The organism is Bacillus cereus group sp. RP43 (genome assembly GCF_040459645.1).
Lineage (GTDB): Bacteria > Bacillota > Bacilli > Bacillales > Bacillaceae_G > Bacillus_A > Bacillus_A mycoides_C.
In genome coordinates this window covers 12230-37854 of the sequence record NZ_JARVHQ010000002.1, presented here as the reverse complement: position 1 = coordinate 37854, position 25625 = coordinate 12230, and the positions used below count along the sequence as shown (strand labels likewise).

Here is a 25625-nt window from a genome sequence, read left to right as displayed (position 1 = left end):
TTCCTTAATTAGTTTCAATTAAATCGCTAAAGAGATTATCTGTATCTATTTGCGCTCGTTGAAGTTGGTCACTGTAATCTATATATATACTTTTCCATTCACTAAAAGCATCTAGTGCCGCTTGGCCAGCTTCCCTGAGCCCATTTCCTGTATCTTTTGTACCACCAAATGGTAACTGTATTTCGGCGCCTGTGGTTCCATGGTTGACATAAACAATCCCTGTATCCACATCACGTATCCCCTTAAATGACTTATTTACATTTTGGGTAAATAATGCAGTTGACAACCCATATTTGCTGGAATTATTAATATGTAGCGCATGTTCAAAATTCTCCGCTTTAATCACACAAAGGATGGGACCGAAAATTTCTTCTGTAACCAGTGTATTTTGAGGATCTACAGGCCCAATGATAGTAGGCTGAAAGAAATGTCCTTCCTTATCTTTGTACCTCTCTCCTCCACAAAGAATTTGTGAACCAGCTTTCCTTGCCAGGGAAATGTATGCTTCCATTTTTTGTACGGCGCTTTCGCTAATTAGCGGTCCAACGTTCACTCCTTCTACACTTCCATCTCCAACATTCAAATTCTTAGTCTTTTCTAAAAGTTTTTCAATAAAGCTATCATATACTTCTTCTTCTACAATTACTCTGCTTGCTGATGTACAACGTTGTCCACTTGTTCCAAATGCCGCCCATACTACACCATCTGTGGCAAGGTCCAGGTTGGCATCTTTCAGCACGATAACAGCATTTTTCCCTCCAAGTTCAAGTGAAACTCTTTTTAAATTCCTAGCTGCAAGCTCGTAAACCTTTCTACCGCTTTCTGTTGAACCTGTAAATGAAATGTGGGTAACCCTAGGGTCTTTCACAAGTATTTCCCCCACTTCTTTGTCTCCTAAAATTAGATTCAACACACCCGAAGGTAGACCACCGTCTTCAAAACAACGAACAAATTCATTAGCAATCGCTGATGTTTCTGGAGATGGTTTCCAAATCACTGTATTCCCTAAAATAAGGGACGGAAGGATCTTCCAAGAAGGGACTGCAACTGGAAAATTGAAAGCACTTATGGCTCCGACTACCCCAACTGGTTCCCGAACCGACATGGCCCATTTATTCGGAAGCTCAGATGGAATTGTATGACCAAACATTCTTCTTCCTTCACCGGCCATGTAATAGGCCATATCAATAGCTTCCTGCACTTCTCCTTCTGCCTCTATTCTGGTCTTTCCAACCTCCTTTGTAAGGAGTTCTGCAAGACTTTGTTTTCTATTTTTGATGACATCTCCAATCTTGAATATAATTTCTCCTCTTTTGGGAGCAGGGATGCTTTTCCACTTATAAAAAGCAGTTTGTGCTTGCTCAATTGCATCCAAAACATCTTCATGCGAGGAAGTTTCCGTTTTTGATACTTGTTCACAAGTAGCTGGGTTGTGATTCTCAAAGGTTGTTCCACCAGTTCCTTTTAACCATTTTCCACCTATATAATTTTGGCATTCTATCATCATATCTTACCTCTCTGCTCCAACTAGATTTTGTGTTTCATATTTTTCTGTCACTTCTATTACACACTCTTCAATAATATTTAGGGCCTCCGTCAGCTCCTCTTCTGAAATCACAAGGGGTACTAAAAATCGAATGACATTGTTGTAAAGACCTGCTTTAAAGAGAATGACACCTTTTTGTAAACAACGCTGTATAATTTCCAATGTCTCAGTATCAGCAGGCTCCAAAGTCTCATGGTCCCTAACAAGCTCAAACGCTAGCATTGCTCCAGCTCCCCGGATGTCCCCAATTAGTTTAGATTTTTCCTTTAAAGCACGTACTTTCTGCCCAATTTGGAGGCCAATCTGCTGGGCTTTCTCTCCTAGTCTCTCTTCTTTGTAAATATCCAATACCGCAATTCCTGCAGCACATGAAATTGGATTACCGACAAATGTTCCACCCACTGCTCCATCACCAGCACTATCCATAACACTTTTTCTTCCAATAACAGCAGATAAAGGAAGGCCAGCTGCAATAGATTTTCCTAAAGTAATAATATCAGGCTCAATACCGAAATAATCCGATGCAAGGAACTCTCCTGTTCGTCCATAACCAGTTTGAACTTCATCGACAATAAAAATAATGTTATTTTCATTACAAATTTCCTGCACAGCTTTCAAATAATTGTTCGGAGGCACAATAAACCCTGCTTCTCCTTGAATCGGTTCAATAATTAAAGCTGCCACTTCGCTTGGAGGTATTTGAGTTAAAAATAGATTACGAAGGTTTTCAATTGCTTGTTCTAAAATTATCTCAGGATTCTTTATTCCATTCCAACGGTACATATTTGGAAAAGGAATTCGGTAAATATCATTGAAAAAAGGCCCCATATTCTCCTTGTATGGCTTCACTTTGCTTGTTAGGGAAAGCGCGAGCATCGTTCTACCATGGAACGCCCCGTCAAAACAAATGATGCCTCTTTTCCCAGTAGCCTTTCTGGCAATCTTAATTGCATTTTCCACAGCTTCTGTGCCAGAGTTAAAGAAAGCAGCTCTTTTTGTTTCCTTACCCGGCATTAGGGAACATAATCGATCTGCCAAGTTAATATAAGATTCATAGGGAATCACTGTAAAGTCCGTATGAGTAAAGCGTTCAGCTTCTCTTTTTATTGCTTCCACTACTTTTGGATGGCTGTGTCCTACATTTAGGCATCCTACTCCTCCAGCTAAATCCAAAAATACATTTCCATCCATATCCCAAACTCGTGATCCCTTTGCGTAGTCCACAATCGAGGGAACGAACGTTCCAAAAGCTCGTGCGACAGAATCCTGTTTTTCAAGTATTTTAATAGATTTTGGACCTGGCAATTCAGTTTTAATCTTAACAAAACTCATACTACTCCTCCTTTAGACAGATATTTTTTCTTGGTTGGTAATCGAGAATGTAAGGTCGGCTTTTGCAATCATCACTTCTCCGACCCATGCTGAAGAATTCACAATTCCACCATTACTGGTACTCTTAATTAATTCCGTTTCAAACCTGATTTGATCTCCTGGATAGGCCGGATGAAAAAATCGGCTCTTAGCCCCCGCTAACATAAAAGTTTGATCTCCATCTTCTTTAGACATACTCAGTTTAGAAAGTAATATAGCTGATTGAGCCATAGCTTCAATGATTAAAACACCCGGAAATATCGAATTATTCGGAAAATGACCCTGAAAAAAGTGTTCATTCCCTGTTAGATTTTTCACGCACACTACCTTTTTACCAGTCTCATATTCTTTGACTTGATCAATAAAGATAAAAGGGTATTTTTGCGGTAATAGTTCTTTAATTTGGTCATAGTTTAAAATATAATTCATTGTTTCCCCCTTGGTTAGACATTACGTACAAGAACCACACTCAATTCTCCTGAATAATTCTGAGAAGTTAGGAGAGCTCTGTTCATCGTTTGTTTACAGTTGTTATTAACTCTCAAACCAAACGCAGATTGCGCCTGCAATTCCTTCACATTCATTCCCTCTGGAATTTTTTGTTTCGCCATTATTCCTAGGGCAGTTATAAATTGAAGTACTCCACCTGCTCCAAAAGATTCACCAATCTTTTGTTTGACAGGATACACAGGTATCTGTTCATGGCCGAACATTTCTTCCAACACTTCTTCTTCAACTAAGTCAAATTCCTTACATCCATTTGCCCCTGAAACAATGAAGTGTACCTCTTCCTTAGAAAGTGAACCTTTATTAAGGAGTTTAGAGATTGTTTTCTTAAATGTTTGTGCGCGATGATCTTTTTTCCGATTGAGTGAAAACCGGTTTTCCCATCCCTCTATCTCTCCCCAAATGACTGCGCCTCTAGCTAAAGCATTTGATTTTCTTTCCAGAATTACTGCGCCAGCTCCTTCACTTGCAATTATGCCGTGTGAATCCGGTGAAAAAGGTCGCCCCTGCTGATCACTGTATTTGGAAGGAAACAATCCAGTTTGTTCATAAAGCCAAATGATATGTTCATCTAGATGCTCTACTCCACCTACAATCACATAGTTCGCTCTGTTCTTTTTAATCAAATTCATCCCGTAACCTAGTGCATCTAGTCCTGCATTTTGCCCTGTAGAAATAGTAGTGTTGCAAGCTTTTGCCCCTAGCTTGATACCAAGCTGAGATGCCGGTGAATTCATAAGAGCGTTAGGTGCTTGCATCGGACTAACATATCGTGGTCCCTTTGAAACCGTAATGAGATCATAATCCATAGCTGAATTCATTGCTGTAAAGTTACAACCTACCACAATCCCAACTTCAGTTGGATCCGGCATAGAATCAAGTAATTTTGCATGCGCTAAGGCCGATTTTGTAGCTCCTAAAAGATATTTAGTACCCGGAATCATATACCGTAATCCCCGCTGGCCTAGGATTTCCTTTGGATCCCACTCATCACCTAACATCCATGCTTTTTGTTCTCGAATCTTCTGTAGTTCTACTTCTCCACCCTTATCGTGAAGTAACATATCCCAAAATTGATTAACATTAAAACCAAAGGGCGTAACCGTCCCTATCCCCGTAACGACAATCGGATCTTTTTCAATCATGACTGCACCTCCCTAGGATGATATTCGCTATATTTCCTCCAAACGCGAAAGAATTACTTAGTGCATAATCTACTGGAATGGAAATTTTTTCATTAGGAACAACATTTTGCAAACATTCTGGATCCCTTTCCTCAAAATTCATAGTAGGAGGAATTACCGAATGATAGATAGCCAATGTACAGCACGCCGCTTCAATAGCACTGGCTGCTCCCATTGTGTGACCGAGCATCGATTTTATAGAACTAACTGGAATCTCTTCAACTTTTTCACCGAATACTCTTCTAATAGCAATTGATTCTGTGTAGTCGTTTGCTTTCGTCCCAGTACCGTGGGCATTAATATAGGAAATATCCTCTTCTGAAATTCGTGCATCCCTAAGGGCTTCCTTAATGGCATGAACAGCTCCTTCTCCTTCCGGATGCGGAGCTGTTGGATGGTGAGCATCACAAGCCAGACCGTAACCTTTCAATTCTGCATAAATTCTTGCCCCTCTACTCACTGCATGTTCATAATCTTCCAGTACTAGTATCCCTGCTCCTTCACTGACATTAATTCCAGTTCGATTTTTATCAAAAGGTCTTGAGGGCTCCTGAGACAGGGCACCTAAGCGATGAAAAGTCGAGTAAATTACCCTCGATATTGCATCTGCCCCCCCTACAATGGCCACTTTTGCTTGACCATCCTCGATTAAATCTTTCCCAAAACCAATCGCATAATTTCCAGCTGCACATGCAGTTGGAATGACAGTACATGACCCCTCACAACCCAGTTCTTCTGCTACTGTTGCTGAAATCATATTTAAAGGATAATGAGAAATAAATTCAGGGTTAGCTGTTTTATTCTCTTGATACATCATGTCATGATGTGTCTCCAAAACGGAGTTATTCCCTATAGTTGTACCAATACAAACCGCTGTCTCTTCTCCTAAGGAATGGAGATCCATGTCCGAATCCTGCACTGCCATTTTCGCGGCTGCCACTACTAACTGTGTGGTCCGTCCAAATTGCTTGGGATCTAGATGTTCAAAAAATGGAGAAGGATCAAAATCCTTTACTTCTCCTCCAATATGCACATCGAATTTGTCTGTGTTAAAAGTCTCAATATTTTCTTTTGTTCCAATCTTTCCTTCACATAGATTAGACCAAAACTCATCCTTCGTGGAACCGATTGGTGAAATAACTCCAATACCCGTTACAACCACCTTTTTAGACATTAGTCGCTCCTTCTTTCGCTTGTGATTCTAACAGTTGCACGACCAGTTCATGAACTGCATCTAGAGAGCGGATTCTTGTTAAGTACTCCTCATTTACTGTAATTTGATAGTTCTGTTCAATTTGTGCGATAATTTCCAAAGCCATCATACTATCGACTCCTAAATTCATTACAAAATCATCAGTATCTTGGAAATCCTCCTCTTCAATGACCTCTGCAATAATCGTTCTTAATTCTTCTTTTAAGTTTTTCATTTACAATTCCTCCAATTTTTTAGTTTAAAATGTTCGTTTTTTACAAAAGTGGTTACGAACTAATTCCACCATCCATAACTAGGATACTTCCTGTCATGTATCCAGCAGCAGGAGATAACAAAAATTTGATAGTGCCTGAAATCTCCTCAAGTGTTCCTGGTCTTCCAAGAGGAATTTCTTTGAGTAGTTCTTCCCTCTTAGCCTGTTCAATGTGGTACCACATATCAGTTTCAACAAATCCAGGCGCCACAGCATTAACTAGAATGTTATATCTAGCAACTTCTTTAGATAAAGAGCGTACGAATCCAATCTGTGCTGATTTTGACGAGGCGTAATTAGTTTGCCCTTGAATCCCTTTAAGCCCGCTAACAGATGTTATACAGACAATCTTTCCTCGTTTTTGTTTCATCATTTCAAAAATTACAGATTTGGCGTAGTTAAACGTACCTCCTAAGTTTGTCGTGATGACGTCATCCCAGTCTTCTTCTTTCATCATCAGGAGGGGGGCATCCCTGACAATTCCTGCATTAATGACTAATGAGTCAATCCCCCCTAAGAATGCTTTCATTTCCGCAACGGCCTCTTTGGTTTCAATTAATGATTTCGCATTAGACTGAAACCCTTGAACTTTTCCTGTACAACCTTTTGTTGCTTCATACACTTCTTCCGCTGCCTGGTGGTTACTGTGATAAGTAAAAGCAACATCCGCACCTTCTCTCGCCAGTGCTTCAACCGTTGCCCTTCCTATTCCCCTAGACCCTCCAGTGACAATGATTTTCTGTTTTTTGAACATACATGATCCCCCATATAATCAACTATCATATTCTTAACATTAGCTTACTGTAGAGAAAGCTGTTGTCGTAAACTTAGAGGTCTCATATCAGTCCAAATTTTATCAATTTGTTGAAGGCATTCTTCTTTTTCACCAATGGTTCCCTCTTCATTCCATCCGGCTGGTACCTCCTTGTGTGCAGGCCAAATGGAATACTGCTCCTCATGATTAAAAACTACTTTGTATAGAAGCTTATCTTGACTCATATTCTCACCTCCTTTAAAGGTTCTATTTTATCTTTAATGTTCTCTAACTAGTTCTTTCGTTTGTGAAGGAACCTCCACTCTTCTAATATCACTAGCAATACGACCATAATCCACTTTTATAACCCTTTCAGCTAGATGGAAATATTGATCATCATGCGAGATAACAAGAACTGTTTTCCCTCTCTTTTTTAAATCAGGTAGTAACTTGGTATAAAAAATCTCTTTAAAGATTGGATCTTGATCTGCTGCCCATTCATCAAACACATAAAAAGGTCGGTCTTCTAAATAAGCAGTTAAGAGAGCAAGCCTTTTCCTTTGCCCCTGTGACAAGTCCGTAGTAGAAAATTTCCCATCTTCCAATTTGACTTTGTGGTTAAGCTGCAATAGTTCCAGATACTGTTTAGCCTCCGCTTCCTGTTTGGACTCTTCAATCCCTAGAAGATTATCGAATAGATAAAAGTCACTGAATACAATGGAAAATAGTTGTCGATATTGATCCAAATTACTGCTATTTATTTCCTTACCGTCTAATAAGATAACTCCACTGTCTGGAGGGTATAATCCTGTTAACATTTTGGCCATAGTCGTTTTACCACTTCCATTTCCACCTACTAAAAAAATCAGTTCCCCTGGCTTAAAGACTAGGTTATCAATAGAAAGTGTAAAATTAAGATCCTCTTTTTCCCGATAATATTGATGTGTAAGTTGCTGAAATTCTAGCTTTTGAAAACGAGTTTCATATGATTCTTCTTCATTTAATTCATTCTCAGCTAAAGACAGCCCAATACTATCTATCTTTTTCAGTGAGATATTGGCTCTTCCAAAGCTCGGTAGAATATTCAAGATAGTGACCAGTGGGGTTATCATGTATAAAATTGCCAATGTATATCCTACCAATATCTTAGAATTCACCATACTCATTGTCGGACCCAGAAAAAGGACAATTCCAATAAAGAAAAGGAATAGTAGCTGGCCCCAATTCCCAGCAAATGTATAAATCGTCATTCCTTTGACAGTACTTTGATACAATCCCCGTACAGTCGGATTTAGTTGGTTATCAAAAAAAGCTTTCCTTCTCCTACTGTTGGTCTTCAATTCCTTTGTTCCTCTGGTCAAAGCATTAAAATGTCCAAATAGCTCATCTTGCTTCTCTCTAGCGTTAAGCAAATGTTTGTTAGCAAATTTCATCAATAGTTGATAGGTTAGAAAGGCAATCATCATAAAAGCGAGCCCAATCCCCAAGACAGGAAGCGAAAGATAACTCATGTATCCTAAACAGCCTAAAACGATAACAAGGTTAATAATGAGCATAGGACTCACCGTGATGGCATTCATAATAGACATTACATCGTCCGTCAAAACAGCCAGTAAACGTGGAGCACCCTGTTCTTCCAACTTTCTCAATGGAGTAGATAAAATTCTCTTGCTGAGATCTAACCTTAACTGGATAATGGACCCTTGTGCGAGACGAATGAGAAGATATCCTGATAACAAGCTGCTCAGAAGCGTCATTAAACAAAGCCCGACAAACGCTAAAATTGTTTGGTAAGTTCTTGAATTATCCAGGTTCAAAATATAGTTAATCATTGCAATCACAGCAGTGCTACATGCTCCACTAATAATCCCTGCCATAATGGCAAAAATAACATTTGTCTTGGAGCTCTTAAACAAAAATTCAAAGATTTTCATGTCACCTCATCAATCCCTCTTCAGTATTATTTATTTCGGCGATTTTTTCTCTTATGGCCTCATAATGAACAGATGAGAAAAGAGCTAGCTCTCTTATTTTTTGGAAAAGTTTTAATATTAACTTGTCCCTTCGTTACCTGTAACCAGTGAGAAAACTCTCGATTTTCTATGGAAAAAAGCTTGATATCACTCTCGATTCTTCTTGAAAAGCACAGCCTCCATGCCTGGTTCTTCACTAATATAGTCCAGAATAAGTTTAATGGTTGGTTTGTCGTAAATGACATCCAATGAAACCTTCTGTCCAAGTACTTTTTCAATTCTGTTCATTAGATGTACAGCGGAAAGCGAATCCCCGCCCAAGTCAAAAAAGTCATCATCTATTCCTACTCGATCCAAGTTAAGGACATCCTGATAAATCCTCGCGACCTTTTTCTCCAAAGTTGTCACTGGCGGTACGTATGCACTTTGCATTCTCTCTCGAGTGAATCTCGGTTCAGGTAAAGCTTTTTTATCAAGCTTACCATTTGGACTAACAGGGAATTCTTGCATTAGCACAATGAACTCCGGTATCATGAACCTCGGCAGGCGCTCCCTCAAAAGATTCTTTACCTCTTTCTCTGTTAATAGAGTCCCGTGTTCTGGAATCACATAGCCTACAAGCAAACCTTGAGGCGTTTTTTCATCTTTTTTATAGATAACAATCCCATCTTTAAGCTGAGGATTCTCCCGAATAGCAGACTCAATTTCTCTTAATTCAACCCGGATGCCTCTCATTTTAATTTGACTGTCTTTTCTACCAATGTATTGAATTTCACCTTCTGAGTTAAATTTTGCCAAGTCTCCTGTTTTATATAAACGGGCCCCTTCTACTTTAGAAAAAGGATTTGGGATGAAGTGCTTGGCGGTTAAACTCGCATTTCCATGGTATGCTGTTGCTAGTCCTGTTCCCCCAATATAGAGTTCTCCCACTACCTCAATTCCAGCAGGCTGGAGGTCCTCATTTAAAATATAAATTTCTGTGTTCGCCATAGGCCTTCCAATTCGAACATTGGATTCCCGGCTTTCACACCTATAAGAAGTGACCTCAACTGATGCTTCCGTTGGACCATACTGGTTATAAAGCTCTCCACTAAAAAGAGCGAAAAACTTCTCCTTAATTTGAGATGTAAGAGGTTCACCACTGCACATCACTCTCTGAATCGATGTGCACGAATCCACACCGGATACATTTAAGAACTCCTGAAGCATAGTTGGTACAAAATAAAGAGTCGTGATATCATGTTGCTTGATAAGGTCGGCAAGATAGTAGCTATCTTTATGTCCTTCCGGCTTCGCAATCACCAGTGAAGCACCTGTACACAAAGCACTAAAAATTTCAAACACGGAATAATCAAAACTTAGCGGTGTTTTATGCAAACCGTGCTCATTCTTAATTTTTCCATAGTAATTTTTCATCCAAAGAATACGATTTACTACTCCTTTATGTGGAACCATCACGCCTTTCGGCCTGCCGGTGGACCCTGATGTATAGATCATATAAGCAAGCTGGTCTGCAGATTTTTCTCGAATTCTATCAATTTCTACTGAGCCAGTATCTAAAATCTCCTTTACTACATAACGATTTTCACAAAGGTCATCAAGGTCATAATATTGCTCTTTAGAGGTTAAAATGCATTCCACTTTTGAGTCTCTGATCATAAATTGAATTCTTTCTGAAGGGTAAGAAGTATCTAGAGGTACATAAGCACACCCTGCTTTAAGAATTCCAAGTAATCCAATTATCATTTCAGCTGAACGGTCCATATAGATACCGACAAAATCACCATTTATTCTTTCTCTCCTAAGGAAACTTGCTACTTTTTCTGCTTCCTTATTCAAGGATTCATACGTTATTTTGTTTGATCCCTCAATGAGAGCGATTGAATTTGGAGATTTCTCTGCTTCTTTTTCAATTAGTTCATGTAGCAACAAGGACTCATCTAAGAAGGATTCACGATGATTATTCCATTTATGAACCAATTGCGTGTAAACCTGTTCCGGTAAATAAGACTGATCATCATGACTAGCCAATGGATTATCAGTTACTGATTTCAAAATATTATGATAAATATCCACGATGATATCCATTTGTTCTTCTGTAAATGTTCCCTCATCATAAGACAGCGTCAATCTAATTTCGTAATCCGGCGGATGATTTGAGAACGTCGCCATTAACTTAAAGTGTGTATCATTTGCAGAATTCCGATTGAAACCTAAAAATTCTATTTTATTAGATGTAAGCAAAGGTTCCATGGAATGGAAATACACATAATTAAAGGCTGTTTCAAATAATGTCGACTGATTTACGTGTCGTTGAATTTCCGGTAAAGGTAGTCTCCGATACGGAAGAATATCCTGTTCTATTTCAAATGTTTTATTAATAAATTCTATCCATTCTCCAGGACTCACACTCTGCCTGAAAGGCAATGTATTAATAAACAAACCTTTGACTTTCTCACCATCTTTTGTCTCCATTCTTCCATTTGAAACCATACCCGTAACCACATCCGATTGACCAGTTATCGCCTGAAGAGCTTTTATATGAGCAGCAAGCAAGATACTTTTAACCGGAACTTGGTAAGAGGCCGATATTTGTTTTAGCTGCCTCGATGTTTCATTCGAGAGTTCTACAATTCTTCTACGGACCCTAAATGCTTGATCCAACGCTTTTTTAGATTCATAGATTGGAAGCTGTAAAGCTTGGCAATCTAATAAAAAGCTTTTCCAAAAAGCTATATGTTCCTCACTTTGAATGGCCTCTTGTTCTAGTTTTACAAAATCCCTAAAGTCAACTGATAATACCTTTTCAGATTTTTTATACTTCCCTTCAAGTAATTGGAAATACACATCAAAAATCTCTGCAAGGGTAGAGGTCAAACTCCATCCATCAAAAATGAGGTGACATTCTGTTAAACTAAATTGGAACGTTTCATCGCTCCTCTGATGCACAAAAAATCTCAGTAAACTTGGACTTTTTAAATCAAATGTATTCTTTTTCTCTTGTTGAATGTACTGATCAATAATCTCTTCTTGCTTATTATGCTCTAAATGCCTTATATCCGAATAGCCAACAAACAGGTTTGCTGTCTGATGAACTAATTGCATTGGCACTCTAAAATTCTTTAAATCAAACGAGGTACGTAGCATCACATTACGAGCTACCACTTTCTCAACAGCGTTTCTAAACAATCCATAATCGAACTTCCCTTTTAGCAGCACACTATCAATATTGTGATAGAGTGGCTCCTCCGGATACTGTTCCATATGGTAGAACATACCCTCCTGTGCCTTTGTTAAAGGATAAGCATCTTCTACTCCTTCTTTAATCCAAATGCGGTCTTCCTCTGGCACTAAAGCAAACGGACTTAACGTGCCCTCACGTTCAGTCGGCAAAACTTTTTGCTCAAGAAGCTGTACAAGATCTTCTATCGTTTGATGTTGAAATAACTCCTCAAGAGTAAAGAAATATCCTTTTTCCTCAGCTTCAGAAATTATTTTTAAGCTGCGGATACTGTCCCCTCCAAGCGAGAAAAAATTATCATTAAGATAAATTTCCTGATTGTTTAGTACTGTCTTCCATATTGCTGTTAAATCTTTTTCAATTTGCGTCTCAGGCTCTCGCTTTTCTCCTACTCTAGTATTTTCACAAAGCTTCAGCAATAAAGATTTATCTACTTTACCGTTCGACGTCACGGGAATAGCTTCAACCGCTATAAAATGTGATGGATACATGTACTTCGGCAAATTAGAAAGAAGGCTTTTTCTTAGCTTTTTCAACTCGTCTTCTTCACTGAATACAACAAATACAGCCAATTCATTTTCCTTTTTCTCGTTTGTTCTGACTAGAACCGTACAGTCTTTGACTGTTGGGTACTGTGCAATAAAACTTTTTACTTCCCCCAGTTCAATCCGATGTCCTTTAATCTTCACTTGATCGTCCATTCTTCCGACATACTCGATATCCCCATCAGAAATGTATTTTCCGACATCTCCTGTTTTATACAGCCTATTTCCATTTACCGAGAAAGGATTCGGAATAAATCGCTCTGCTGTAAGGGCGTATCGCTCGTTATAGCCACGTGCAAGTCCCTCTCCACCTACATAAATCTCTCCTGGAACTCCGATAGGTACTGGGTTTAAGTCCTCATCTAATATATAAATGTTCAAATCCTGAAGCGGTTTCCCAATCAAACTTCGGGCAGCTGTTTTTATTTCTTCCTTTTTTACCTCCCGCCAAGTAACATGAACAGTTGTTTCGGTAATACCATACATGTTAATAAGCTTGGTTTGGTCTCCATACTTCTCAAACCACCTCGAAAGATCTTGAAAATGCAAGGCCTCTCCACCAAAAATAATGTATCTCAGCTTAAGTGAATACTTGTGTTGATCCATGGAATTCAACAATTCTTTAAAAGCAGACGGTGTCTGGTTTAACACTGTAATTCCTTCATCATGTAAAAAGCGGCAAAACAACTCCGGTTTACGTCTCATTTCAGCAGGAATAATAAACAACTTACCGCCGTATAAAAGGGCACCCCATATCTCCCATACAGTAAAATCAAATGCCGTGGAGTGAAATAATGTCCAAGCATCCTTTTCTGTAAATTGAAAATGCTTTTCGGAACTCTCAAATAAACGTCTAACGTTATGATGGGTATTCAAGACGCCTTTTGGTTTTCCCGTTGAACCAGAAGTATAAATAATGTAAGCTACCTGGTCGGGATAAACTGGAACATTTAGTGCCTCATCTTTCTCCTGCGCCCATTGATTTTCTTCATATTGTATAATGGTACATTTTAATCCTGGATAAAGGGCATCTATATATTTTTCTTGGGTCAACAACACTTCACAACTAGAATCTTCTATTATATAAGCTATTCTGCTACGCGGTTGTTCAGGATCCAATGGGACATATGTGCCTCCCGCTTTTAGAACCGCTAAAATACTAATGATAAAATGACTGGAACGATCCATCTTAACAGCTACTTTAGTTTCTGTTTCCACTCCATTTCCCCTCAAGTATCGAGCTAACTGATTAGCCCTTTTATCCAATTCACTGTAAGTAATCTGCGTTCCTTCACTTACCAGGGCGACAGCGTCAGGAAATTGACGTACCTGCTGTTCAAAACGTTGATGGATGGATTCTGCTTTTTCAAAGCTCATAGGCTCCGAAGAACTGATAATTTTCTGCTCCTCTTCTGGTATCATTCCTTTTATTTTCGATACTAACTCATTCGGTTTATAAATTAATTCTTCTAGAATGTAAATATAATTACGTACCATTCTTTCTATCGTTGTCTGCTCAAATAGCTCGCTGTATTCAAAAAACCCCTCAATTCGTTCGTCTGTTTCCATAATAGAAACTGATAAATCAAATTTACTCGTTTTAGTTTCCACATCGTATGGGATAAATACACAGTCATCAAGTTCTAAAATGGACTGTTGATTCTGCTGATAGACAAACATCGATTGAAAAACTGGACTGAGTGATAACGTACGATTAATTTTTAATTCGTCCACTAGCTTGTCAAAAGGCAGTTCTTGATTATCCTGAGCTTCAAGCGTTGCTTTATTCACTTGCTGAATTAATTCAGCTACTGTTTTTTGAGACCCGATAATCACTTTGAGTGGAATCGTATTAGCTATACATCCTATTAAGGGTTCAATTTCAACATGCTGACGATTTGAAACAGGTACACCTAAAATAAGTTCCTTTTGACCTGTGTATTTATATAGAAATATGTAATAAGCTGACAAAAGGATGACAAATGGTGATACTCTTTTCTCCCTACTCATTTGTTTAACAGCGTCTACCAAAATACCAGGTAATTCAAATCGGTAGATATCTCCCTCAAACATCTGGTTTTTAGGCCTTGAATAATCTAAGGGAAGATTGAGATCTGGTGGGTTAGAACCAATTTTATTCTTCCAATACTCCACCTGTCTCTGATAACCTCCGTTTTCCATCTTCTCTTTTTGCCACGCAGAATAATCTGCATATTGAATAACGAGATCATCCTCCGTAGTTTTTCCAGTGCGATACACTTCAGATAGTTCCTTCATCAACAATCCAGTTGACCAACCGTCAAAAATAATGTGATGCATTACGATCAACAGAATATGTTCTTCCTCAGACAATTTGAACACAGTTATATTAAATAACTGCTCTGATTGTAGATTGATAGGAGTAGATGCTGTTTTATTTACTAGTTCTTTCACAATTATTTCTCGATCTGCTACTGACTTATCCACCATAGACACGACATTCATATTTACCGACTGAAAAGGGAAGATACGCTGAATTGGTACCCCACTTTCATTCATAAATTGAGCTCTTAGTACCTCGTGCTTTTCAAGGACAGAGTTGAAAGCATGGCTTAGTTTTTCTAAATCAACATTTCCCACTATTCTAATAGCCAATGGAATATTATAGGCTGCACTCGTTGGGTTAAGTTCACTTGCAAACCACATTCTTTCTTGTGCATAAGAGAGTGGGTACTCTTGCTGATTTGTTCGTTTAGGAATACTATTAGTCGCCTTTAATCCCATTTCTTTTTTTAATCTCTCTAATATCTCTAACTTTTTATCCAAACTCACATTTCAACCCCCTTTCAAAAACTTACTTCTTCCATCGCTAATTTTTCTGCCTCCAAATAAGCCTTAGAAACTAGATCTATATAATCACTCTCTTGCGGATACAACCTATTTATTCCTTGACATAGCTTTTCAGTTGTCTCTGCTTCGAAAAGTAAACTTACCGGTATCTCCAGTTCATAAATTTTTCGGATTCTTGAGATTATTTGAGTGGCATTTAAAGAGTGCCCCCCAAGTTCAAAAAAGCTATCCGCTACTGATACCTGTTTCTTCTTTAATACTTCTTTCCAGATTCCTACAATGACTTCTTCAAATTCATTACGAGGAGCCACATACTTTTCTACCTCTAACTTTTCATAAAACTGAATTAAAGATGCTCGATTAATTTTTCTATTACTATTTAGGGGAATCTCATTCAACCGAATGAATTTTGTAGGAATCATATATTGCGGAAGCCATTTTTTCGTAAACTCCCTAATGTCTTCTTCTACTATCTCCCCTACACAAAAGGCTAATAAGGAAAGTCCTTGATCATCCATAGGTATAATTACAGTATCTTTTATAGACGGATGCTTCCGAATAACTGTCTCAATTTCGTTGAGGTCAACCCTCTTTCCATTCATTTTTATCTGTTCATCTTTGCGTCCTATAAACTCAAGTTCGCCGTTCGCCATAAGACGTACAAGGTCACCTGTTTTATAAAGTCGTTCTCCAGATTCAAATGGATTAGGAATAAACCTCTCCGCTGTCATCCCTGAATTACCAAAGTATCCGCGCGCTACACCAATTCCACCGATATACAGCTCTCCAATTTGACCAATAGCTACTGTATGCATTTCTTCATCAAATACATAGGTTTGAGTCTCACGGACAGGAATACCGATAGGGATAAACAATTCATTTTTGATATACGCATATGTTGCATTAGAAGTCGTTTCCGTTGGTCCATACAGATTTACTACCTCTAAATCCGGGAAAATATTCCACGTCATTTGAAGAAGCTCGTTACTAATCTTCTCTCCACCAATTAACAATAGCCTTAATTGTGCTTTCACACTTTCTATTACTCGGTCATCTTTTCGGATTTCTTCGATAAATGCTGCCCAAAGTGAAGGAACACAATTTATAGCATTTAATTGATGTTTTAAAAATCTATTTAGAAAAGTCAGTGGCTGCAATACCTCATCCTCTGAAAATAAAGTAACTCGTTTTCCTTTCATCAAAGGGTAAAATACCTGTTTTAAGAACGCATCAAACCCTAATTCTGCCATGAAAGGCAATTCTATTTCTTTATCTAAAAATTGCTGATCAAACCATAGGAGGTAGTTCAGTAAGCTGTTGTGTTGGATGCAGACACCCTTTGGCAAACCGGTCGAACCCGAAGTATAAAGAACATAAGCTAATTGTTGAGGTAAAAGAGAAACGGAAGGCAGGCAACTTTCATTTTCCTTCTCGATTACTTTCCATTCTTTACTCAGATTAACTTGCTGGACTGGAATCTGCTTTAGTTCATCCAATATACTTTGCTTATTAGTAAGAACCATCTTAGCTGCACTATCTTCAATAGCGTAACGAATCCTATTTATAGGCCACTTACTATCAACCGGAACAAAACTAGCTCCTGATTTTAGAACAGCAAGCATAGAAATGATAGCTTCTGCTGATCTTGGCATACACAAGACAACACGGTCTTCTGGTTCCAAAAAACGCTTTAAATAGCGAGTGAGCTGGTTAGTCTTTGACTGTAATTCCCGATAAGTAATAGACTTGTCTTCCGAAACGATAGCTAAAAGGTCTCCGTTTAATTCAGCTTGTTCCTCAATATAATCAAGGATATTATTTTTTTGCAGAGACTCTAGTTGGCTGTAACGGTCAGTGTTCAATTTGACTATTAATCTTTCTTCCTCTTGTTTAGTAAGAAAAGAAAGATGCATTAATTCTTTATGTGGTTTTTTTATACATTGATTCAAGAAAAATAGAAACTGACTAAATAACCTTTCTACATCGTCCATTAGATACATGGAGCCATCAAATTGAAGGAATAGTTCGAAATTTCCATTTGTGCACAGTACCGATAGTAAGAGCTTATACTTTTCATTTTCCGATCTGAAGTCCTTCATTGTCAGAGTAATATCTCCCTGCTGAGCTATTACTTGGTTATCCAGATATCGAAATTGGTATGGAATATAATCCTCACTCCCTGAAAAAAGAGTTGAGATGTCAACATACTCCACTTTCTCCATAGATTTTGTTAGATGCTCTTGGACTTGCTTATTGTATTGTATAAAAGTTTGTTGAGCATCATAAACTTCAATTGGAATGACTTTCTCAAATTGACCTATACTTAATTTTAATTCTTCATAGTTTCTTCCATCTACTACTAGACCTACCGGAAGATTGTGACAAGCCACTTTTGATAGGAAGGCCTTCCAACTTGCAAAAAAGAATGTAGGGACATCAAGATTATATAATTGCGCTAGCTCTCTTATCTTCATCGACAGCTCTTCAGGTAATAAATTTCGAATAGATTGTCTATTACTTTCTGTTGAAGATTCCTTTAGCCTTTCAAAAGGAAGGGCTTTTCTCACTATCTGAGTTTTATAGGAAATACGATCATTTTCCAAAAGCTCATTCTGCCACTGACTAAAGTCCACATATTGAATAATTTCCTCTTCTGCTACCGATTGATTAGTGGTATATAATTTAAAAGCATGATTAACAATTAACTGAAGAGAGATAAAATCCGTATTGAGACTAAGGCCATATATATTTAGTTCATGTTCGTATTCACTGATTTTACTTATATTAATATGAACTGTTCCACCATTTTCGGCTTGGAGCTTTTGACGTACAATATCCAAAGCTTCAACTTGTAGCTCTTCCTCATCCTGAAGGTTTGAGTTGTATGAAAAACTAAAGTAAGCTTTTTCGAGAATAACCTGAATCGGGTATTCCATTCCTTCCACTTTTTGAAGTCTAGAGCGTAAAATTTCATATTGATTGATAGTATTAATAAAACAGTCCGTTAAATCTGGGATTGACAGTTTCCCTTGTATTTTCAAAGTTAAATGATTATAAAACGGGATATTATAGACATCTTGTAATTCCCAAATTCTTTTCTGATGGCTAGATAAAGAAAATCCTTCTACCGTTTTCACAAACAACTCCCCCAAAATTATATTTTCCAGCTATTTGACTCTGTCATGCCGACTAGTATTTTTCGTTCTCCTTCGTATGGGGTTCTCGCATGAGCCGTCATCATGTTATCAAGCATGAGGATATCTCCCTTTTCCCAAGGGAATGTAACCATTTCTTCCTCATATACTTTTCTAATTTGATCCAATACCTCTGGTTCAATGGAGGTCCCATCCCCATAATAAGAATTTTTAGGAACGTCTTGCTCATCATATTGATGAAGTATTTCCTCTCTGATTTCTCTTGCCAAAGTCGTAATATGAAAAGCTGTAATCTGGTTAAACCAAATGTTTTCTCCTGTAATAGGATGTAATGAAACAGCAGGACGGACTTGCTCAATTCTTAGATGCTCATCTGACTTCCATATATAGTTCATCCCATTCTTTTGACAAATTTCTTCTACCAGACCTTTATCATTTGTTTGAAAAACATCTTGCCATTTCATCCCTAGAGAAAGCCCTAAATTTCTTACATACATGACCCCTTTCTCAGTAAACTTCTCCCTGATTGTTGGATCCATTCTTTCATAGATGCGGCGACTATCTGCAATCGGTGTCTCACCGCCAGAAAAAGCAGGTATATCACAGTAAAAAAATATTTTCATAGGCCATTCTTGACCGTAGGCCATTTCATTATGCAATTCAATCCATTGATCTGCTGCAAAGTCGGTCGAGGTATAAATCTGATTTTGCACCGCACTCCTTGGAGTAGCATGATCTTTATATTCCAATAACTCGCCAGATACCTGGCGTATAAATGAGTGAAAGTCTTTTGTATCTTCCACTTTAAAACCTCGGAATAAGATACCGCCATGTTTAGAAAGTAAAGCATTTAATTCCTCTCGGTTCCCTTTGGCCCACTCACAGATATTAACCCCATCCATATTGGGTTCAATTACTAGGGGAAGGTTTTTGCCTTCCTCTAGTAACCTTGTTTTAGTTAACTCTTGGTTCACTTGAACAGACTTTCTTCTTATTCGATCCATTTTTAGTGATTTAACCATTTTACATATCCTCCTTACCTAATTTGGAACATTCACCGACTTTCGAATCCTTCCGTTAAGCTGATTTCTATTAATCTCTTTTTGCCTATTAAACATTTCTTGGTTGTGTTTAATCAAGACACGTTGCAGCTTTTGATGAATCTCCTTCACAGACTGTTCATGAGAGACTGTCATTTCTGTTAAGATGTTTTCAAGGAGATGTAGATAACACTCAATGGTTTCACTGCTAAACGCTACACAGCTGTAATTGATATCAAGAGAGAGCCGCTCACCTGGAGCTATAGACAGCGTTAAAGGAAAGTTGGTCTGTTCGGTTACGTCTACATCGAAAATGGTTGCCTTCTCAAAAAACGCTTGATTACCCTCGGGAGAAATCAAGTTAGGGAAGTTGGCAAAGATCAAACAAGTGTCAAACAGAGATTCTTTTGATTTATATCCAATCCACTCTTTAATTTCTGTAAGTGGGGTGCTTTCAATTGCACTTACCCTTAGCTGGAAAGAATGCATCTCTAAAAGAAGTTCCCTTAATTTCTTATCACTTGAAACCTTTAGACTCATCGGCAAGGTATTGATGAACATACCGATCATTTCCTCAATTCCCTCAACAGGTGCAGATCTTCCTGAAAAGACAGAACCAAATATCACCTTCTCTTTTTCACTTACAAAGTTTAGAAAAATAGCCCACGCTGTTTGCACCATCGTATTTAACGTCGTTTTTTTCTCGGCAGCTACTACTTTTAATTTTTCAGTCAATACCTTTGGTAATTTTCTTTTAATTTCGAGATGTGACTGCTCTCGATCACTTATACGTCCGCTATCCATTGTTAACATAGCTCTATCCTGATAGCCTTCTAGAGACTCTATCCAAAAATCACGATCCTTGGAAAAATCCTGATTTGTTTGCCAATCAATGTACTCTCCAAACGACCTTGTAATTGTAACGTCGAGCTTTTCTCCTTTTGTTATCTTTGCATAGGCTTCGGACAATTGCATCAATACCATCGGCATAGACCATCCATCTAGAAGCAGATGATGGTAAGTCCAAATAAAGTGATACGTGTTTTTTTCTATTTTCACAAGTGTCAACCGTATGAGAGAATCATGTTCCAAATCAAATCCGGTTAAACGTTGAGATTCATTTATTCTTTCTAGATTTTGTCTAAGATCATCAAAATCATAACCTCTATCGGTCCAGTCCAAAACATTTACATTTACTTTTCTGGATTGGTGGATAATATGGATTGGCTTTGTAAAACCCTCCCATAAAAAATTAGCTCTCAAGATACTATTTCTGTCCAGCATATGCTGCCAAGCTTGACAAAAAGCCTCAATGGAAAACTCTCCTTTTATTCCAATGGCCATCTGTTCCATATATATTCCTGTTTCAGGATGCATTAGAGTATGGAACAAGATTCCTTCCTGTACTGGAGAAAGAGGATACATGTCTTCGATGGTAGCAGTATGTTGGTTAATCAATTTCCATTCGGTTTCGTTCAAATTAACTTTATTAAAATTCTTAGGTAAATATGGTTTCCCTTCGAAATCCATCCCTAGCTTAATGATTTCCCTCACAATGCTACAAAACTCTGATACCAGCAGTTCTATAGTTTCATCTTTATGAAGGTGAGAACTGTACATCCAATCTAAAGAAAGCTCACCGTTGTAAACGGCTCCTTCTACATCTAGAAGGTAAGCCCGTGGAGCAGCTGCATCTCTAATTGGCTCAACGCTCTCATCTGCTATCTCAAAAATGGAATTTTCAAAAGTTGTGTTTATTTGACCTAGATAATTAAAACTAACCTCCGAAGGATGCTCTTCAAATGCAACGCCTCTTAAATACTTAAGAACTCCAAACTCTATTCCGTTATCAGGAATGGATTGCATGGCCCTAATGATTTCATTTACATCCTCTAACAGCGAAGAGCGTTCTTGAAGCTTAACTGAGAAAGGAAATAAGGTTGTAAACCACCCCACTGTTCTGCTTAAATTGATTCCCCTTCTAATAGCCTCCCTACCATGACCCTCTATATCAATTTTGATGTTTTGGCCATGGGTCCATCTCTTCATAGCAATCATTAATGAGGAGATGAGGACTTCCTGAATTTTAGCATTGAGAGTTCGGTTCACCTTAGTAAGCAAAAATTCAGTCTCTTTTTTTGAGAATCTAGCAGTCTTCTTTTTCAGAGAACTTTCAGTGTTAACAGCTTCATTTTTTTCCCCGTCAACTGGTATTCTCATTTCTACTTTACTGATTCTCTTCCAGTAAGGAAGGTTTTTAAGTATTTCTTCCCCTTTTGCATAATGTTGTAGAGCAAAGGACCATTCTTTATACAAAGTAGTTTGCGGTAGAAATTTCAACGGCTTTCTTTCTTGAATTCGGTTATATGCTATTTGTAAATCTTCTAACAGGATTCGCCAGGACACACCGTCTACAATTAGATGATGAATGGTTAAAAACAGCTGGTTCTCCCCATTTTTTTTGTTTCTGAAGTATACAACCTTTAGTAAAGGGCCACATTCAATGTCCAATGATTTTTGTGCCTGTAGAATAACTTGCCTCTTACGCTCCTGATCGTGACTCGATTGGTTATCAAATTCCATCACATCTAATACGTACCGGTTTTCCAGTTCTTCCGTTTGTCCCCACTTTCCTTCCTCATGAACGAAAGAAATATTAAAGACTTCGTGATACTTAGTTATTGCTTCTATAGATTTATCCAACGAACTAATATCCAAGTCTTCTTTTACCTTTAACAGGATGGATTGGTTCCAATGATGTGGGTTATTAAACTCTTTCTCAAAAAACCATTGTTGTATAGGTGTGAATGGGACTATATCCCATATCAAGGATTCTTCATCATTTTCTTCTAGTAAGTCTACTGTTGACTGAGATGTTTTGTGTGAGAGGAAGTCATCAATCTTTTTAATTGTTTGATGTTCAAATAAATCTCTTGTAGTTATATCAATGGAAACCTCTTGGGATTTTGCTATAATCTGTAAAGCCAGGATTGAATCCCCACCCAATTCAAAGTAATTATCCTGTATCCCCAACTTTTCTACTTGCAGTACCTGTTCCCATATTGTGACTAGCTTCTTTTGCGTGTCATTAATAGGAGGGTGATAAAAATCTGCATTTTCAAAACTTTCAAATCTAGGTAATGCCTTTCTATCAACTTTTCCATTCGTCATCAGAGGCAGTTCTTCCATAACGTGAATAAATTTTGGAATCATATAATTAGGTAACTTGCTCTCAAGTGCAACTTTTATTTCTTTTGATGATGTTTCACCTATAACTGTAATATAAGCAATTAAAACTTTAGTTTCAGAAGTAGAATCTACCATAACCAATGCCTGATTTACTTCAGGAAGTGACAATAATGCCTTTTCGATTTCCCCAGTCTCCACACGGAACCCGCGTATTTTAAATTGATCATCATTTCTACCAAGGAATTGAATGTCACCGTCAGGGGAATAACGGACAATATCTCCTGTTCTGTACATTCTTGCTCCAGGTTCACTGCTGAATGGATCTGGAACAAATTTTTCTGCCGTTGGACCCGGTTTATTAATATATCCTCTTGCAAGTATGGGTCCGCCGATATGCAATTCACCTTTTCCTCCAGGGGGCACAGGTCTATCCATTGAATCTAAAATATAAAGCCTTCTATTTGAAAAAGGGTATCCAATGGAAACAGACGTTGTATCATGCAGCTGATTTTGGACTAGGTAATGGGTACAAGTCGTCACAATTTCGGTAGGTCCGTAAAAGTTATATAAACTCGTTTTCCCTTTATGTACGTCATTCCATTTATTCGCATGAACAGTAGAAAGCTTATCTCCTCCTACCGCAAGTATTCTCAAGCTATTCATTATAATAGGCTGTCCAACAACACTGTAATGATTGACGATCTCATTCCAATACGGAGTGGGAAGATTAGCAATCGTAATTCCATAGTTATTGATATTTTCAACAAATTCCTCCGAATCCCATAGGCCTCCTCCCCTTACAAACACTTCTCCACCACTAAATAGTGTCGGGAATATTTGTTCAAGAGACGGATCAAATGTTATAGTCCCGAACTGTAAGACTCGGTCAGTTTCGCTAAGATGGAATTTCTCCATAAAGGACACATAATGTAGAAAAGCTGCTTTATGAGAAACCGCTACCCCTTTTGGCAAGCCGGTAGATCCCGATGTATACATGATATATGCTGGCTGTTCAGGAGAGATAACAAGACTAGAGTGCATTTTCCCATCAGGAATAGCATCAATATTAACTATGTCCACATCTCCAAAGGGGATTTCTGGTATATTTTCATCCACTATAATAAACTGAACCTCTGAATCATTAAGAATGTATTGTATACGTTCTTCTGGCATATGTGTGTCGAGCGGAACGTAAACTCCCCCTGCTTTTAGAATCCCTAGCATCGCTATGATGAAATTTGGAGATTTTTCCATCATAACAGCAACACTCTGTTTTCGTTTCAGACCTAACAGTTGCAAATGACTGGCTAATTGGTTTGCCTGTTCATCAAGCTCTTTATATGTATAGGTTACCGTTTCGTTTCGGACCGCTACCTTCTCTTCACATAATTGAACCTGTTGTTCAAACTTGCCGTGTAAAGTGCCCGCCGAAGTGACTAGAGAAGGCACCTTACCATTTCCCCAGGCTTCAACATCCTTTTGCTCCCTTTCATTTAATAGGTTTAGGGAATCCAAAGTTTGGTGGATGTTCTGCAGAGCCGCCTCCACAAATATCGCCATCCTGTCCAGCATTTTTTCTATTTCTGTTACTGTGATAACTGAAGAATCAAAATGCAATCGTAAAACAAGAGCATCTTCAAAAGGAATAATGGCTAGACTTAAAGGGAAATTCGACTTTTCTTCAACTTGAAAATCACTAATAGAAAATCCAATATTTCCTTCTTTGAACATATTAAAATCAAATGGGTAATTCTCAAAAACAATAATACTGTCAAAGAGTGGTTTATTTGAATCTAATTCGCTTACCTTTTGTACTTCATACAATGGAGTATACTGAAATTGAGACAATTCCGATTGTTCCTTTTGGACATCTTTAATTACCGACAACAGAGTATTGCTGGATTTCATTCTAACTCGAATTGGTAAGGTATTAATGAACGGACCCACAATACTTTCTGCTCCTCTTATTTCCGGCTGTCTGCCAGACATTACACTTCCAAGAACCACATCCTCTTGATCTGTGTAACTGTTTATTAAAATTGCCCATAAACCCTGCAAGATTGAAAAAAGAGTTACATCCTGCTTACGGGCTAGTTCCTCCAATGCTTTTCTCTTTTCACCTGAAATGATGATATCTTTATGTCGATCCTGTGTAACCTGTCTATGCTGATAATGACTTCCGCATAGGTAACTCGGTTCCACAAAACCTTTTAGCTTCTCTTTAAAAAACACCTTTGAATGCTCCATATTCTGCCTACCAATCCAAGATATGTACTCATGGAATTGAGGCGCTTCAAGAAGTACAGGCAATTCATTTCTTTTTAAAGATTGATAGCAAAGAATTACGTCTCTGAGAACTAATGGCATTGACCAACCATCCATTAAAAGATGGTGAAAAGTCCAAATAAACTGGTAACCATTATTCCGATGAATTAAATGAAATTTCATCGGAGATTCCTTCGAGACATCAAATCCTTCTTTTTGCAGTTTCTCCGCATATTGGTCAATCGTCAGGCCAGAATGTTCAGCGTGCTGGTTCCATTCTTCATTTTTCCAAACGATGCCCATTTTTTTATGAACCACCTGCAATAGCTTCTCCGACTCTTTCCAATGAAAGGTTGTTCGTAATGCAGAATGCCTATTTATGGTTCTTTCCCACGCCTCCTGAAAACAGTGAACATCCAAACTTTCAGATAGCTTAAACTTTATCTGCTCTATGTACAGACTAGTATCAGGCTGATGTATGGCATGAAACAACATTCCCTTTTGTAAAGGAGAACATTCATAAATATTTTCTATATTTTTAATATCCATTTAGGATGCTC

13 protein-coding genes are annotated in these 25625 nt (G+C 38.1%); all 13 read right to left on the bottom strand.

The window, feature by feature from the left end; all coding sequences use genetic code 11:
- Positions 1 to 4: 4 nt before the first annotated feature.
- The 13 genes from QCI75_RS26895 to QCI75_RS26835 all read right to left on the bottom strand — a co-directional run bounded on the left by QCI75_RS26895 (position 5) and on the right by QCI75_RS26835 (position 25614).
- The gene (locus QCI75_RS26895; protein ID WP_483299484.1) at positions 5 to 1504 is read right to left on the bottom strand and encodes an aldehyde dehydrogenase family protein; all 1500 of its coding nucleotides are present in this window, start codon (positions 1502 to 1504) and stop codon (positions 5 to 7) included.
- A 6-nt stretch (positions 1505 to 1510) separates the two neighbouring features.
- The gene (gene gabT, locus QCI75_RS26890; RefSeq protein ID WP_353761606.1) at positions 1511 to 2878 is read right to left on the bottom strand and encodes a 4-aminobutyrate--2-oxoglutarate transaminase; all 1368 of its coding nucleotides are present in this window, start codon (positions 2876 to 2878) and stop codon (positions 1511 to 1513) included.
- 12 nt (positions 2879 to 2890) lie between these two features.
- Positions 2891 to 3346 (bottom strand): 3-hydroxyacyl-ACP dehydratase FabZ, encoded by a 456-nt coding sequence (gene fabZ, locus QCI75_RS26885; RefSeq protein ID WP_353761604.1) that lies wholly within the window; start codon positions 3344 to 3346, stop codon positions 2891 to 2893.
- Between the two features lie 14 nt (positions 3347 to 3360).
- The gene (locus tag QCI75_RS26880; RefSeq protein ID WP_060751836.1) at positions 3361 to 4569 is read right to left on the bottom strand and encodes a beta-ketoacyl synthase N-terminal-like domain-containing protein; all 1209 of its coding nucleotides are present in this window, start codon (positions 4567 to 4569) and stop codon (positions 3361 to 3363) included.
- Positions 4562 to 5782, bottom strand: a complete 1221-nt coding sequence (locus QCI75_RS26875; protein ID WP_060751835.1) for a beta-ketoacyl-[acyl-carrier-protein] synthase family protein — start codon at positions 5780 to 5782, stop codon at positions 4562 to 4564. Before QCI75_RS26875 ends, QCI75_RS26880 begins: the two co-directional genes overlap by 8 nt.
- Positions 5775 to 6035, bottom strand: coding sequence for an acyl carrier protein (locus QCI75_RS26870; protein ID WP_081143557.1), 261 nt, complete (start codon positions 6033 to 6035; stop codon positions 5775 to 5777). Before QCI75_RS26870 ends, QCI75_RS26875 begins: the two co-directional genes overlap by 8 nt.
- 52 nt (positions 6036 to 6087) lie before the next feature.
- Entirely contained in the window at positions 6088 to 6828 is a 741-nt protein-coding gene (locus QCI75_RS26865) for an SDR family oxidoreductase (RefSeq protein WP_353761603.1), read from the bottom strand.
- A 44-nt stretch (positions 6829 to 6872) separates the two neighbouring features.
- Positions 6873 to 7073, bottom strand: a complete 201-nt coding sequence (locus tag QCI75_RS26860; RefSeq protein ID WP_081143559.1) for an MbtH family protein — start codon at positions 7071 to 7073, stop codon at positions 6873 to 6875.
- A 33-nt stretch (positions 7074 to 7106) separates the two neighbouring features.
- Positions 7107 to 8762, bottom strand: a complete 1656-nt coding sequence (locus QCI75_RS26855; protein WP_353761602.1) for a cyclic peptide export ABC transporter — start codon at positions 8760 to 8762, stop codon at positions 7107 to 7109.
- A gap of 186 nt (positions 8763 to 8948) precedes the next feature.
- Positions 8949 to 15398: an amino acid adenylation domain-containing protein gene (locus tag QCI75_RS26850; RefSeq protein ID WP_353761601.1), complete on the bottom strand. Its 6450-nt coding sequence runs from the start codon at positions 15396 to 15398 to the stop codon at positions 8949 to 8951.
- A 14-nt stretch (positions 15399 to 15412) separates the two neighbouring features.
- Positions 15413 to 18553, bottom strand: a complete 3141-nt coding sequence (locus QCI75_RS26845; RefSeq protein WP_353761599.1) for an amino acid adenylation domain-containing protein — start codon at positions 18551 to 18553, stop codon at positions 15413 to 15415.
- Between the two features lie 17 nt (positions 18554 to 18570).
- Positions 18571 to 19593 carry a TauD/TfdA family dioxygenase gene (locus tag QCI75_RS26840; protein WP_353761598.1) on the bottom strand — a complete coding sequence of 341 codons (1023 nt, stop codon included), beginning with the start codon at positions 19591 to 19593 and terminating at the stop codon, positions 18571 to 18573.
- An 18-nt stretch (positions 19594 to 19611) separates the two neighbouring features.
- Entirely contained in the window at positions 19612 to 25614 is a 6003-nt protein-coding gene (locus QCI75_RS26835; RefSeq protein WP_353761597.1) for an amino acid adenylation domain-containing protein, read from the bottom strand.
- Positions 25615 to 25625 lie beyond the last annotated feature (11 nt).